We start from the raw sequence: 13,845 nt of genomic DNA, 5'->3' as shown, positions 1-13,845 counted from the left end.
ATAACCTATTTCATGTCTATTCATTTTATATGTGTTTTTTCAAAGAATTTTCTTTTTATTTAAACTTTTCGTTAGACGTTTGACCTCCGATGTCCATTATGATAAGTTACTTAAGATGTTATATTCGCAAAAGTATAGACAACTGGTTTATACACTTTTTTACTATGAGGAAGGAGCATACACTGCATGAATGTTTTATGGGGAATTGGCGGCGTGATTGGAGTATTAGCAATTGCTTTCTTACTATCTTCTAACCGCAAAGCTATTAATTGGCGCACAATTTTAATCGCGCTAGCATTACAAATGACATTTTCATTTATCGTATTGCGATGGGATGCTGGAAAAGCAGGCTTAAAAGTTGCTGCTGACGGCGTTCAAGGATTAATTAATTTTTCTTACGAGGGAATTAGGTTCGTTGCTGGGGATTTAGTCAACGCAAAAGGCCCTTGGGGATTTGTTTTCGTTATTCAAGCACTACTTCCAATTGTATTTATTAGTTCATTAGTTGCAATCTTATATTACTTAGGTATTATGCAGAAATTTGTTAGTATCGTTGGTGGTGCATTAAGTAAACTTCTTGGAACTTCTAAGGCAGAAAGCTTAAATGCAGTAACAACTGTATTTTTAGGACAAACAGAAGCACCAATTTTAATTAAACCATACTTAGCACGTTTAACTAACAGTGAATTCTTCACTATTATGGTAAGTGGTATGACAGCTGTTGCCGGATCAGTTCTTGTCGGATATGCAGCAATGGGAATTCCACTAGAACATTTATTAGCAGCAGCAATTATGGCAGCTCCATCAAGTTTATTAATTGCAAAACTAATTATGCCAGAAACAGAAAAAGTAGATAATAATGTTCAACTTTCAACAGAGCGTGAAGACGCAAACGTTATCGATGCAGCTGCACGCGGTGCATCTGAAGGTATACAACTTGTTATTAACGTAGCTGCAATGCTAATGGCCTTCATTGCATTAATCGCTTTATTAAATGGCTTATTAGGATGGGTTGGTTCTTGGTTCGATATTAAACTTAGCCTTGATTTAATCTTCGGTTACTTATTATCACCATTTGCAATCTTAATCGGGGTTTCTCCAGGTGAAGCCGTGCAAGCAGCAAGTTTCATCGGTCAAAAACTTGCAATCAACGAATTCGTTGCATACGCAAACTTAGGACCACACATGGCAGAGTTCTCTGCAAAAACAAATATGATTTTAACATTCGCAATCTGTGGTTTTGCAAACTTCTCTTCTATCGCAATTCAATTAGGTGTAACAGGAACGTTAGCTCCTACTCGCCGTAAACAAATTGCACAATTAGGGATTAAAGCAGTTATCGCTGGTACACTAGCGAACTTCTTAAACGCAGCAGTTGCAGGTATGATGTTCCTATAATTTTATATAAAACCTCCTCTTTTTAAAGAGGAGGTTTTTTTATATACTTTAAATATAATTTTCATATATATTAAATCCTTCATGTCTGGATGTATAGATGATATGTTACAATAATTAGTATGTCTGTTTATTTTTTCTTATAAAAGAGGGATACTACTTGATGTATCTCGCCCCAAAAAACTTCCAGCTACATGGTCATTTCTTAATAATTGTGCATACTACAAATATCCAGCACGAATTATTTTTAAGGAGGAAAGTTTCGTGAAAGATAAGTCCTATAAAGTCCTCTCTATGTGGATTTTACAAATTTTATTTTATTTTACTACTGTACATGTGACGAAATATGAGCACGCGCTCATTTTTACAATTATATATGTCATCATAAATGTATTATTCCTATTTTTACCTGATAAAACAGCATTTATTTTCTTCATACTGGGAACAATCATTTCAGTATTCTATTTATTTTATCAAGCGTGGCTTCACTTATGGAGTACATCAGATCAATGGGAATATATTATTACCCACTTCCTGATGGCAGCTAACTTCTTCATTGTTTATATTTCAACCCATCTATTAAAAAAGGTTATCCTTAAAAATAAAGAGTTAACTGAACGGGTAAGAGTGCTTGAGCAATACATTGGAGAATCAAAATTATTAACAAGACAAGAATTCGAAAGACGACAAGCTTTATTAACAACTGCGATGAATCGTCGTAATGAAACAGGCATTATCATTTTCTTTGATTTCACTTCCTTTAGTAAATATACGAAGGAAAGTGTCATGGATCGTGTAGCTTCATTGTTAGTTGATACAGTCAGAGCCGACTTTGACCTTGCTGCTGAATATGACAGCAACACATTAGTCATTTTATTACAAAATACAAATGAAGCCGGTGCTGACATTGTAATGAACCGTCTACATCCAAAAATGGAGCAATGGCTTGCTGCTGAAGCAATTCAAGACATTAAAATAAAACGAGAACAAATCACGACAAAAGGACAGACATTATTATGATGACACTCGTTATACTCCTTTTATTCCTTCTGTTCTGCGTACTCGTATTTTGGATTAGCATCACATTTTCAATCAAATATGTACTTATTTTTACGGCCTTTCTATTCTCAGGCCTACTCGTTTACTACTCTCTCTTAACACTCGCAGGCTTAATTCATCGAAATAGTAAACGAAAAGATCGTACGCTAGAACATTATCCAAGTGTAGATATTTTAATACCTGCCCATAATGAAGGGGTTGTTATTAAAGATACATTAGAAGCAATGGCAAAGATTGAATACCCAGGCAAACTAAACGTTTATTTATTAAACGATAACTCTCAAGATGAAACACCTGAAATTGGCGATGATTTCGACAAAGCTTATGCTCATATTCATCACATTCGTGTACCACCTGGCGAACCGAAAGGAAAATCGCGTGTATTAAACTACGGCCTTAGCATTTCGGATGGTGAATATTTCTGTGTTTACGATGCAGATAATCAACCTGAACCACATGCACTGCGAATGCTCGTAGAACATGCTGAAACAACAAAGGATGCCGTTGGAGCAGTTGGACACGTTCGTACAGTAAATGAGAAAAGAAACTGGCTTACACGAATGATTTCATTAGAATTTCAGATTTTCCAGCTCCTTATGCAATCTGGACGCTGGCTATTATTCCAAACAGGTTCACTGACCGGAACAAACATGCTTCTTCGTCGTTCCGCATTAGAAGAACTTGGCGGCTATGATCCTTATGCAATTGCAGAGGATGCTGAATTAACATTAAGAATTACCCAAAAGGGCTATCTCTTACCAATCGTCCCAGAATCGATTACATGGGAACAAGAACCTGAACATTTAAAAATCCTTATAAAACAGCGGACACGTTGGCTTCAAGGAAACTTATACATTTTAGAAAAAATGTTTTCTTCATTAAGCTTTTTTAAAGGGAAACTTCTCGTCCATTCCTTACAACAAGTTTTAGTGTATGTCGTATTTTGGCTATTCCTAATCATTTCAAACGTTTGGTTTATAATTGGACTGCTCGGCATATTCCAAATTCAATATAGCATTCCATTACTATTTATGTGGTATGTCGCATATATTACATATGTTTCTCAATTATTTAGTGCTCAGAGCGTCGAACGAACCTTTACACCGACCAATATTTTCATAAGCGTCATTATGTACTTTACGTACGCACAGCTCTTTACGTATTTGTTTATTCGCAGTCTCATTCTTTACTTACGTGCAAAGAGCAAGAAACAAGTAATTGGTTGGGATAAAACAGTACGATTTAAAAAAGAAAAATAGATTTCATTAAAAAATAAGCACAGAGCGCCGTATGCTCTATGCTTATTTTTTACCGTAATACTATATATATCAGACAATACCCCTTAGCTGAAAGTTATTTCACGTCCATCCCCCAACGAACGATCGACCTTCATTTATATACGAAAAAGTGATTGCTATTTTTGTAGAACCAATTGCTTCTCTTGATGCTCTTTACGAGTTTCAGTCTTTGGTTCCGTGCTTTCTTGGGCATTTCGATGTGCCACACGTTTCAAACAAATATGCTTCCACTTTCTTTCGTAACGTTTCATTATTCTAGTTGTCCCCCTTGAATGCGCTTTAAAACTATTTGAAATCGCTTACAGGAAATAATATAGCACATATACATAAAAGTGACAACACATTTCCGACATATTTTTGTCAAAAATATGAATATAACGTGTAAAATATCGGATAATGTCGAACTATATCGATTTTTCTTTTTAAATTACCGATATCTATAGTATTCCGCAACAAAGTAATGCTTTTCCTACAATGGTATAGAACAGTGAAAAAGGACTGCCGAATGTCGGCAGTCCTAATACTATTTATATATACAGAATTTTTTTCTTCTATTATTAATGTTGTTTCATACGTCCTTCTTTTTGCAACTCTTTAAATAGTGCTGCAATCATAAAGAAAATAACAAATACGAACGGGAAGGCCGCAATAATCGACGCAGTTTGCAGCGCCTCTAATCCTCCGACATACAATAAGATCGAAGCTAACGCCGCTAGAACAATACCCCAAACCATTTTAATACGATTTGGTGGGTTTAAGCTACCATGTGTCGTTAACATCGCTAGAACAAACGTAGCAGAGTCTGCCGATGTAATAAAGAATGTTGAAATAAGTAAAATGGCTAACACACATAAAGCCGGTCCCATACTACCCATTTGGTCTAACATAGCAAACAATCCTACTTCTGTGCCCATTTCTTTAATTTGTCCATATATATTTGCACCATCAAATAGCTCCATGTGAATACCTGTTCCTCCGAAAACAGAGAACCAAAGCGCACCAATTACTGTTGGTACGAGTAACACACCAACAACAAATTCACGAATTGTACGCCCGCGTGACACACGAGCAATAAACGTACCTACGAATGGTGACCATGCAATCCACCATGCCCAGTAGAAAATTGTCCATGACTGAATCCATTGATTTCCGCCTTCATTTAATGGACTTAAACGGAAACTCATACTTGGCAATTCTTGAATGTATGAACCGATTGTTGAAGTGAAATAATTCATAATAAAGTTTGTTGGACCTGCAAATAATACAATTATCATAAGTGCAAACGCTAAAATAATATTCGCATTACTTAAATATTTAATTCCTTTATCGAGTCCCGTTTGCGCAGATAGCATATAAAGAACAGTTACAATTCCGATGATTACTAGCTGTGTCGATAATGAGTTTGGAATGGATGTTAAATAACTAACACCACCCGCAATTTGCTTTGCCCCAAGTCCTAATGATGTCGCCACACCAAATACTGTCGCAAATACAGCTAGAACATCAAACATATGTGCAATACGGCCATGTTCACCGCCTTTAAATAGCGGACCGACCGCCGCACTAATTGTACTTGCTCTTCCTTTTCTAAATGTAAAATACGCAATACATAATGCTACAAGTGCATATAATCCCCACGGATGTAATCCCCAATGGAAAAATGAGAAACGAAGTGCAAGGCGTGCACTCTCTTCAGTCGCACTCTCTCCAAACGGAGGTGTGTATAAATGGTTCATCGGTTCTGCGACACCCCAGAAAACCAAACCGATTCCCATACCGGCACTAAATAACATAGCAAACCATGTCATATAACTATAATCAGGTTCATCATCATCTTTACCTAAACGAATCGAACCGTACTTAGAAACAATTAAGAAAATAGCAATTCCTAAGAAAATAGAAACGGAAATAATATAGAACCATCCAAACTTACTAACTAACGCAGCTTGAATTACAGTCGTTACATTTCCTAAGCTACCTTTTCCAATAATAGATTCGGGAATAATCCCCCAAAGTGTAAATGCAATACATAATGTTAATGAGACAATAAATGTTTTCGTCAGTTTCCTCATCAAATCCCCCTTCGTATGTTTCATTTCTTGTAAAAATCATAAATTCCGATATGTTAAATCGGATAGAAAACCATAGTTTTTTGTGGTGATTTTTTTTCGGCTCTCTCAAGTTTGCCTTCACCAATTAGAGTTCTTATGGACAGCCTTACCTTCCGTACAACCTTTCCACTCTGCAAGAGCTACAAGATTGGAATACTACTGTCAAATTGTGTGAGAAAAATGCGGATGGGAAGAGATTTTCCCAAAAAAGGATGTGTTACAGTTTTAAAAAAGGGCAGATTTATTCTTTACAACCCTTTCTTCTTGTAACAATTATGCGGTTTTTTGCTAGTATATAGCGCGTGTTTATAACTTCACAAACGAGATGTTTATGTTTATATAACTATATTACCCATAAAACGGGAAAATACTCAAGGAATGTAACTGTATAGTAATCATTATGTAACACCCCTGTAATATTTTTATTTACACCGAAAAAAATATGTTGTATTAAATATTTTGAATATAACTAGAAACCTACTAATTATATGGAATGAAAAACGCTTTCCTCTCATTCTAGCTATATTACAAAGTGTTAACGACTTATTACGAATGGTTTGTAATTGTGTGTTTTCCCAAAATCAGAAAAAATCTGTTGCTATAATGAGGACACGAAAACAAACGCAATGGAGGCTATCATGAAAAAATTAATTGGAATAGCAACAGCAGCAGTTTTTGGTCTTGGGATTTTCACCGCATCTGCTAATGCAGAAACTGTTGTAACAACAGACGTACTAAACGTACGAGAAAACCCTACTACTGAATCAAAAGTTGTCGGTAAATTACAGAATGGTCATAAATTAGATGTTCTAAATACAGAAAACGGATGGTCACAAATCAAATTAGATGGTAAAGACGCATTCGTAAGTGCAGAGTTTACAAAGAACTCTTACTATGTAACAGCTAACGTATTAAATGTACGTGCTGAAGCGAACACAAACTCAGAAATTCTTGGAACGCTTAAGAAAGACGATATGATCGAAACAACGAACCAAGTACAAAATGAGTGGTTACAATTTGAATATAACGGGAAAACAGCTTATGTTCACGTTCCTTTCTTAACAGGTACAGCACCTGTTATCGAGAAACAAGAACAACCTGCTCCTGCTAAAACTGTAGCACCAGCTAAAGCTCAAGCACCTGCAGCACAAGCAAAACCAGCTGCTAAGCCTGCTGTGAAAGCTGCTGAGACTAGCACACCTTCTGGTGGTCGTGAGTTAACAGTTGTAGCTACGGCATATACAGCTCACCCAAGTGAAAACGGTGGCACATACGGCGGCCGTGTATTAACTGCAATGGGTCATGACTTAACAGCGAACCCAAACATGAAAATGATCGCTGTTGACCCGAAAGTAATCCCATTAGGATCTAAAGTATGGGTAGAAGGTTACGGAGAAGCTATCGCTGGAGATACTGGCGGTGCAATTAAAGGTAACCGTATCGACATCCTACTTGGATCAGATAGCGCTGCTCAAAAATGGGGACGCAAAACTGTTAAAGTGAAAATTTTAAAATAACCAATGACTGCTAAATTACAGCCGGTTCTCTTTATTGAGAGCTGGCTTTTATTTTTTATATAATACATATAAGGAGGTGACGTCCATGAATTTACAAGCTAAGGTAGACTGGGTCGGTACACCAAAGCCGTATATATATAAAGATGATGTAACATATGATGCAATCGCAATTGACTTCTCACTAACAAACGATGACAATCGCTATAAATTAATTGTGCTCAAGTCTGAAGAAAATACACATTACAAACTCGTACAATACGGAATAAAACCAGGCTCTCAAAAGCCATTCCCTATTGATATTCCATTCGAGCAAGAAATGCTACCGCTCATAGAACAAATATTAAATGATCCATATGTACAAGCGATATTAAAGCAAACACATTCCTAATTACAAAAAAAGACTATCTCCATTACAAGAGATAGTCTTTCCTATATTAACGAGTCGGACCAGATATTTCCTCTGATTTCAGCGTATTATTGGCTCCAAGAGAATGGTACAATATCTTGCCATTTCCATTAACCGTAACGATATGCTCATTATTAAAACTTTTGAACTTAACAGATCCATCACCGTAACGAATATGATACTCTTCATATGTCGTTACTTTATATTTCGTTTCACTTTGACGTTCTACATTACGAATATCCATCGTTAATACATCTTCTTTAATTCCTTTTTTGTGTAGATATTGTAAGTATTCACGGTCTTCCTTATACGATGGCCCGCTCTTATCATAATTACTTTCAATTATGCTAAAATCATTTAATGAAATCGCGCGCACATTATCATAAATATGTGTTCGCACAAATTCACCAGCTGCTGAGCTTGACGTTTCTTTCGGGAACTTTAAATAATATGTGCTTTGTTCCCCAATTTTGATGCTTTCAGATTTAATGACACCAAGGTCGCTGTTTTTCTCTAAATGTACTTCAATCGTTTCATCTGTCGCTACAGGACCAAGTTTATAGCTTCCGTTACTTAATTTCCCACGCTTTTGACCGTTCACAAAAACAGCCGCTTCTTTTTCATCAGAAGAAATGGTTACATAATTTCCTTCAAGTGATAAATTCACTTCTACTGTCCCATTCTTTTCGTTTGCTAAATCCACTTCTTTTTCTGTCTCTAATTCAGTAAGCTCTGACTTCGCCTTTGCCTTTACAACATAAGCACCTGGGAAGTATGGTCCTAATTCTTTCGAAGTTTTACCACTAGAAAGCTCTGTTTCTTTTTTATCATTTACATATATTTCAGCATTCTTTGCAGTTGTGCTAACATTCATGTAATAAGATTTCATACTGAACTTATACTTTGGATATAAGAACCACTCTTTCCCGTCTTCTATAATTGTCCCATCTTGAAAAGATGCTTTATCACTTGCTGAATTTCCATCTACTTCCTCTTTTTGTAAATAGGACAATAATGTCTTATTATACGAAGGATTATCTTTTAAATAACGTATGTATGCTTTAATATCTTCTGGCTTAACCTTTAGGCCTGGATCATCTACTTTCACAAACTCATCGATTGCACTAACATCTTTATTTTGTAATGCCTCGATCATTACATTTACTTGCTTTTCTTTTGAAAACTTATTTGCCCCAAATTGATATGCCCCAAATAATAAAGCAACAATTACGATGAAACCAATGATCAAAAATACATTTTTATTAATTTGCACTGGTCTTGTCTCTAATTGTACCTCCTCACTAGAAGCAGCCGTATCGCCCGATATTTCTTCTAATTTACTGCGGCACCTAGGACAAAAGTTCAAATGGCCTGCAACCTGCTTCTTACAAGTTCCACAAAACTTCAATATGCTCTCCCCCAATTTCCCACTAATTTCATTCCGGCATACGCTACAATAAAACTTATGTTTTTTCTACATTACACTTGCAGTCCTTTTTGCAACTGCGCAATATGTAACTTCAGCTTTCCTTATTCATTTCACTACCTAATTCCGACTATTTCTCTTCCTATAAACATTTTATATATTACCATGATTTCCGATTATTGTAATCCAAATTTCATTTTTTCTGTTTTGAGCATTTTTTGTTTATAATGGTAAAGGAAAGAAATCTGTGTACGGAGGAATATTATGCTGCAAGACTCAATTACGAAAGATGAAATTATGATGATTGCGAATGAGTTCGTTCAAGGGCTTGATCCACAGCAAGTTGCTGATCAAGAGCATGTCGCTACAGCTCGGCAACTATATCGTAGTGGTGTTGTCTATAACGTTGACTTTGATGGCTATACGCTATCCGGAACTGTAAATGCTGAAGGCAGTGTATATAGTGTTCACATTCCGATTCGTAATGTCACTGAAAGCTATTGCGATTGCTTCGCGCCAACGCAATGTCAGCATATGCTTGCTGTGTTACTATCTGCAGCTTCTAGTTTTGGGCAAGTAGGAGATGTATTAACTTTATTCAAAAATAATACAAAACCTTCTCTTCCTCCTATTCGAACTGCACGACAAGTATTGCAATCATCAGCTTTTGAAGAAATGGATTATAAAAGTTGGCAAACATACTTTGAAAATGAATATGAATCATTTAAAAAAGAACAAGCGCGGCTCACTTATAAACAAATGTATTTTCTTATGAGTCTTTTTACAGACTTCTATACAAAATTAGAACGGAAAGCTCCGCGCATCGTTGCTATTCATGAATTATTTAAGTTGCACGCGGCACTTTATTGCTTTCAAAAATTATTAGAAGAAATTCAAGAATTTGAAGCAAACAAACTATATTCTTATCACCAACCAGTTAACGTCGTTCGCCTATTCGTTGATAAAGTTGAATCTACCGTTAGGGACCTAAAAACAGAGGCGATTCCAGAAGAATCCAAACCGATTTTAGAAGAAACAGCGCGGCTCATACATGAATCATTCTTCTCTACCGATGCCTATACACAAGAGCGATTCTTCATTTATCGTCACGTATGGGGTGAACTGTTAAGAACAGAGGAGCAGCTACAAGAAGAAAAAAAGCGAATCGATACTAAAATCAATCCACTTTCCAAAGCATTAGCATCTTCTCACCTGCTCTTTTTAAACGGTGAAGATGTATCGGCAATGGAATTACTGGAAAAACAGCCTTCTTCTGTTGTGAGCCTTTACTTCTATTGGTTAGAAGAGTTATTAAGTGCGATGGAGTGGGACCGCGGGAAAGATTGGCTTTCCTTTACTTATAAACAAGTAAAAGAAACGATAACGGAACAAGAAAATACCGTCTTCATACAAGATATCGTTCGATTATTTGTGATGATGTATGAGACATATGCAACGCATACGAATGAGCAAGCCGGATTAGAAATGATTTTACAAGAACTATTACCGTATAGTTTCACAAATTATGAACAATATGTACTTGCGAAGAAACAATACCATGCATGGACAGAACTTCAGCTCTTATATGGATTCGAAGTAATCGAACTTTTGAAAGAACCATTGAAAGATATTGAAAAAGAAGCGCCCGAAGCAGCACTTCCTCTTTATCACCATGCCGCAATGGAAGCAATTGAAGAGCGAAATCGCAAATCATATAAACGTGCCGTTCGTTACTTAAAGAAATTACGTATGCTTTATAAACGACTGAAGCGAACTGATGAATGGGATGCTTTCATTATTCATATCGCTAACTTACATTCACGTCTGCGTGCACTACAAGAGGAATTACGGAGAGGAAAATTAATCGATGATCATACAAACTGAAGTAACAATTAGGCTCCAGCACGTTAGTCAAGGTTGGTTCCTTTGGGGAGAAGATGATAGCGGTACGCTCTTATCCGTAGCAACTTGGAAAAAAAATGCATTCGCATGGCACTCTACTTCTTTCTACGGAACGTTTTTAAAAGAAGCAACGTATGAGGGAAAACAAGGCGTTATGTTAACGAATGCACAGGCATTTGAATACATCGCAAATAAACCGATGAATTCATTTGCAAATATGCAAATGAACGGTCCTATTACGGCACTTACAAAGGACGCAAGTGAATTATGGGACGATTTCGTCAGCGGCAGCTTCGCACCTGACATGAAGCATTGGTCTCAGCAGCCATCTTGGAAAGTTCAGAATACCTCAATTGAAGATGACATGTTAGCATCTCTTTTCTCTGCCGCTGTGAACGAAAGTATTTTGCAAGATGCTCGCTCAAATGACGGATGGGAAGATGCAAAGAGACTATACGAACATTACGACTTTACGAAAAGGCAATTGGAAGCAGCACTACATGAAGAGGATTGGCTTCGAAAAATTGGTTACATTGAAGATGACCTTCCATTTACAGTCGGCTTAAGACTACAAGAACCGCAAGAAGAACTTGAAATGTGGAAGCTTGAAACAATCGTTACACCAAAACGTGGTGCACATCGCATATATGTATATGAAAGTATCGATTCCTTACCAAAACGATGGCACGATTACGAAGAACGTATCCTTGAAACACAAGAAGGATTCAGTAAGCTCGTACCGTGGCTAAAAGAGGACGACAAGTTCCGAGAAGAACTCTTTGAAACGGAAGCTTGGAACTTCTTAACCGAAGCAAGTAATGAATTACTGGCAGCAGGTATTACAATTTTACTACCATCATGGTGGCAAAATTTAAAAGCAACAAAACCGAGGTTGCGTGTACAGCTGAAGCAAAGTACAGCACAAACACAGTCTTTCTTCGGCATGAATACGCTCGTTAATTTCGACTGGCGCATTTCAACGGACGGAATTGATTTATCAGAAAGCGAATTTTTCGAACTCGTTGAACAGAACAAACGTCTTTTCAATTTAAATGGTCAATGGATGAGACTTGATCCTGCCTTTATTGAAGAAGTAAAAAAACTAATGCACCGTGCCGATAAATATGGACTTGAAATGAAAGATGTGTTGCAGCAACATTTATCTAATACGGCAGAAACAGAAATTGTAGAAGACGATAGTCCGTTTACCGATATTGAAATCGAGCTAGATGGATATTACGAAGAGCTTTTCCAAAAACTTCTACACATTGGAGATATTCCAAAAGTAGATGTACCATCTTCGCTACAAGCAACACTCCGCCCGTATCAACAACACGGTGTTGAGTGGTTACTATACTTACGAAAGCTTGGATTTGGAGCGTTATTAGCCGATGATATGGGACTCGGAAAAAGTATTCAAACGATAACTTACTTACTATACGCTAAAGAAAACAATCTCCAAACAGGTCCTGCATTAATTGTGGCACCAACATCAGTCCTTGGAAATTGGCAAAAAGAATTTGAGCGTTTCGCACCAAGCTTACGTGTTCAGTTACACTATGGGAGTAACCGATCTAAGGATGAGTCATTTAAAGATTTTCTTCAATCAACAGATGTTATATTAACTTCTTATGCATTAGCTCAGCTTGATGAAGAAGAACTTAGTACGTTATGCTGGGACGCTGTTATTTTAGACGAAGCGCAAAATATAAAAAACCCACATACGAAACAGTCGAAAGCAGTAAGAAACCTACAAGCAAATCACAAAATTGCTTTAACCGGTACACCGATGGAAAACCGACTTGCTGAGCTTTGGTCTATTTTCGACTTTATCAATCATGGGTATCTCGGAAGCTTAGGACAATTCCAGCGCCGCTTCGTCACACCGATTGAAAAGGACCGCGATGAAGGAAAAATCCAGCAAGTTCAGCGGTTTATCTCGCCATTTTTACTGCGTCGTACGAAGAAAGATCAAACGGTCGCATTAAACTTACCAGATAAACAAGAACAGAAAGCCTATTGTCCACTAACTGGCGAACAAGCTTCCTTATATGAACAACTTGTTCAAGATACATTACAAAATGTAGAAGGATTAAGCGGAATTGAAAGACGCGGGTTTATATTACTTATGCTGAACAAGCTAAAACAAATTTGTAATCACCCAGCCCTTTATTTGAAAGAAGAAGAACCACAAAATATCGTCGAGCGCTCTATGAAAACAAAAACGGTAATGGAGCTCATCGAAAATATAAAAGACCAAAATGAAAGTTGCTTAATCTTCACTCAGTACATTGGCATGGGGAACATGCTAAAAAGTATGTTAGAAGAAACATTCGGTCAGCGCGTCCTCTTCTTAAACGGGAGCGTACCGAAGAAAGAGCGTGACAAGATGATTGAGCAGTTCCAAAACGGAACGTATGACATCTTCATCTTATCGTTAAAGGCCGGCGGAACAGGATTAAACTTAACTGCCGCCAACCATGTTATTCACTATGACCGTTGGTGGAATCCAGCTGTAGAAAACCAAGCAACAGACCGTGCTTATCGCATCGGTCAAAAACGCTTCGTTCACGTTCATAAGCTTATTACAACGGGAACACTTGAAGAGAAGATTGATGAAATGTTAGAACGAAAACAATCATTAAACAACGCCGTCATTACAAGCGATAGTTGGATGACCGAACTATCAACCGACGAACTAAAAGAATTACTTGGCGTATAAAGTGAAGGC

At 37.1% G+C, this 13,845-nt stretch carries 10 protein-coding genes; 7 read left to right on the top strand and 3 right to left on the bottom strand.

Going from position 1 to position 13,845, the window contains the following annotated elements; genetic code table 11:
* Positions 1 to 186 precede the first annotated feature (186 nt).
* The 3 genes from MR066_RS15205 (at position 187) to MR066_RS15195 (ending at position 3,713) form a co-directional block, all read left to right on the top strand.
* Complete coding sequence (locus tag MR066_RS15205; protein ID WP_033731081.1) at positions 187 to 1,398, top strand: NupC/NupG family nucleoside CNT transporter; 1,212 nt, start codon at positions 187 to 189, stop codon at positions 1,396 to 1,398.
* A 261-nt stretch (positions 1,399 to 1,659) separates the two neighbouring features.
* Positions 1,660 to 2,415 (top strand): diguanylate cyclase domain-containing protein, encoded by a 756-nt coding sequence (locus tag MR066_RS15200; protein WP_012262004.1) that lies wholly within the window; start codon positions 1,660 to 1,662, stop codon positions 2,413 to 2,415.
* Positions 2,412 to 3,713: a glycosyltransferase family 2 protein gene (locus tag MR066_RS15195; protein WP_002129979.1), complete on the top strand. Its 1,302-nt coding sequence runs from the start codon at positions 2,412 to 2,414 to the stop codon at positions 3,711 to 3,713. The genes MR066_RS15200 and MR066_RS15195 overlap by 4 nt, the downstream gene beginning before the upstream one ends.
* 155 nt (positions 3,714 to 3,868) lie before the next feature.
* Here MR066_RS15195 and MR066_RS27215 read toward each other — a convergent pair whose 3' ends face one another.
* Together MR066_RS27215 and opuD are read right to left on the bottom strand one after the other, a co-directional pair.
* Positions 3,869 to 4,003, bottom strand: coding sequence for a hypothetical protein (locus MR066_RS27215; RefSeq protein ID WP_002068447.1), 135 nt, complete (start codon positions 4,001 to 4,003; stop codon positions 3,869 to 3,871).
* Between the two features lie 306 nt (positions 4,004 to 4,309).
* Complete coding sequence (gene opuD / locus MR066_RS15190; protein ID WP_002166438.1) at positions 4,310 to 5,824, bottom strand: glycine betaine transporter OpuD; 1,515 nt, start codon at positions 5,822 to 5,824, stop codon at positions 4,310 to 4,312.
* 677 nt (positions 5,825 to 6,501) lie between these two features.
* On the opposite strand from opuD, the gene MR066_RS15185 reads away from it, so the two are divergent.
* Together MR066_RS15185 and MR066_RS15180 are read left to right on the top strand one after the other, a co-directional pair.
* Positions 6,502 to 7,380 (top strand): cell wall-binding protein EntA, encoded by an 879-nt coding sequence (locus tag MR066_RS15185; protein ID WP_002167369.1) that lies wholly within the window; start codon positions 6,502 to 6,504, stop codon positions 7,378 to 7,380.
* A gap of 85 nt (positions 7,381 to 7,465) precedes the next feature.
* Positions 7,466 to 7,768, top strand: coding sequence for a DUF3910 family protein (locus MR066_RS15180; protein WP_242247609.1), 303 nt, complete (start codon positions 7,466 to 7,468; stop codon positions 7,766 to 7,768).
* Between the two features lie 46 nt (positions 7,769 to 7,814).
* Here the strand turns inward: MR066_RS15180 and MR066_RS15175 are convergent, their stop codons facing one another.
* On the bottom strand, positions 7,815 to 9,194 hold the full coding sequence (locus MR066_RS15175) for a zinc ribbon domain-containing protein (protein WP_242247608.1): 1,380 nt from the start codon (positions 9,192 to 9,194) through the stop codon (positions 7,815 to 7,817).
* Positions 9,195 to 9,476: 282 nt separating this feature from the next.
* Between MR066_RS15175 and MR066_RS15170 the strand changes: the two genes are divergently transcribed.
* Entirely contained in the window at positions 9,477 to 11,096 is a 1,620-nt protein-coding gene (locus tag MR066_RS15170; RefSeq protein WP_002129991.1) for an SWIM zinc finger family protein, read from the top strand.
* A complete protein-coding gene (locus MR066_RS15165; protein ID WP_242247607.1) occupies positions 11,080 to 13,836 on the top strand; it encodes a DEAD/DEAH box helicase in 2,757 nt (918 codons plus the stop codon). The genes MR066_RS15170 and MR066_RS15165 overlap by 17 nt, the downstream gene beginning before the upstream one ends.
* The last annotated feature ends 9 nt before the right edge of the window (positions 13,837 to 13,845 follow it).

It is taken from the genome of Bacillus cereus group sp. BfR-BA-01523, assembly GCF_022662615.1.
Classification (GTDB): domain Bacteria; phylum Bacillota; class Bacilli; order Bacillales; family Bacillaceae_G; genus Bacillus_A; species Bacillus_A mycoides.
The sequence above is the reverse complement of the archived record's forward strand: the minus strand, read 5'-3'. Positions and strand labels throughout refer to the sequence as shown.

Coding starts and splice junctions, on each gene's coding strand:
- MR066_RS27215 (WP_002068447.1), bottom strand. CDS start 4,003: ATGAAACGTTACGAAAGAAAGTGGAAGCATATTTGTTTGAAACGTGTG.
- MR066_RS15180 (WP_242247609.1), top strand. CDS start 7,466: ATGAATTTACAAGCTAAGGTAGACTGGGTCGGTACACCAAAGCCGTAT.
- MR066_RS15205 (WP_033731081.1), top strand. CDS start 187: ATGAATGTTTTATGGGGAATTGGCGGCGTGATTGGAGTATTAGCAATT.
- MR066_RS15165 (WP_242247607.1), top strand. CDS start 11,080: ATGATCATACAAACTGAAGTAACAATTAGGCTCCAGCACGTTAGTCAA.
- MR066_RS15195 (WP_002129979.1), top strand. CDS start 2,412: ATGATGACACTCGTTATACTCCTTTTATTCCTTCTGTTCTGCGTACTC.
- opuD (WP_002166438.1), bottom strand. CDS start 5,824: ATGAGGAAACTGACGAAAACATTTATTGTCTCATTAACATTATGTATT.
- MR066_RS15170 (WP_002129991.1), top strand. CDS start 9,477: ATGCTGCAAGACTCAATTACGAAAGATGAAATTATGATGATTGCGAAT.
- MR066_RS15185 (WP_002167369.1), top strand. CDS start 6,502: ATGAAAAAATTAATTGGAATAGCAACAGCAGCAGTTTTTGGTCTTGGG.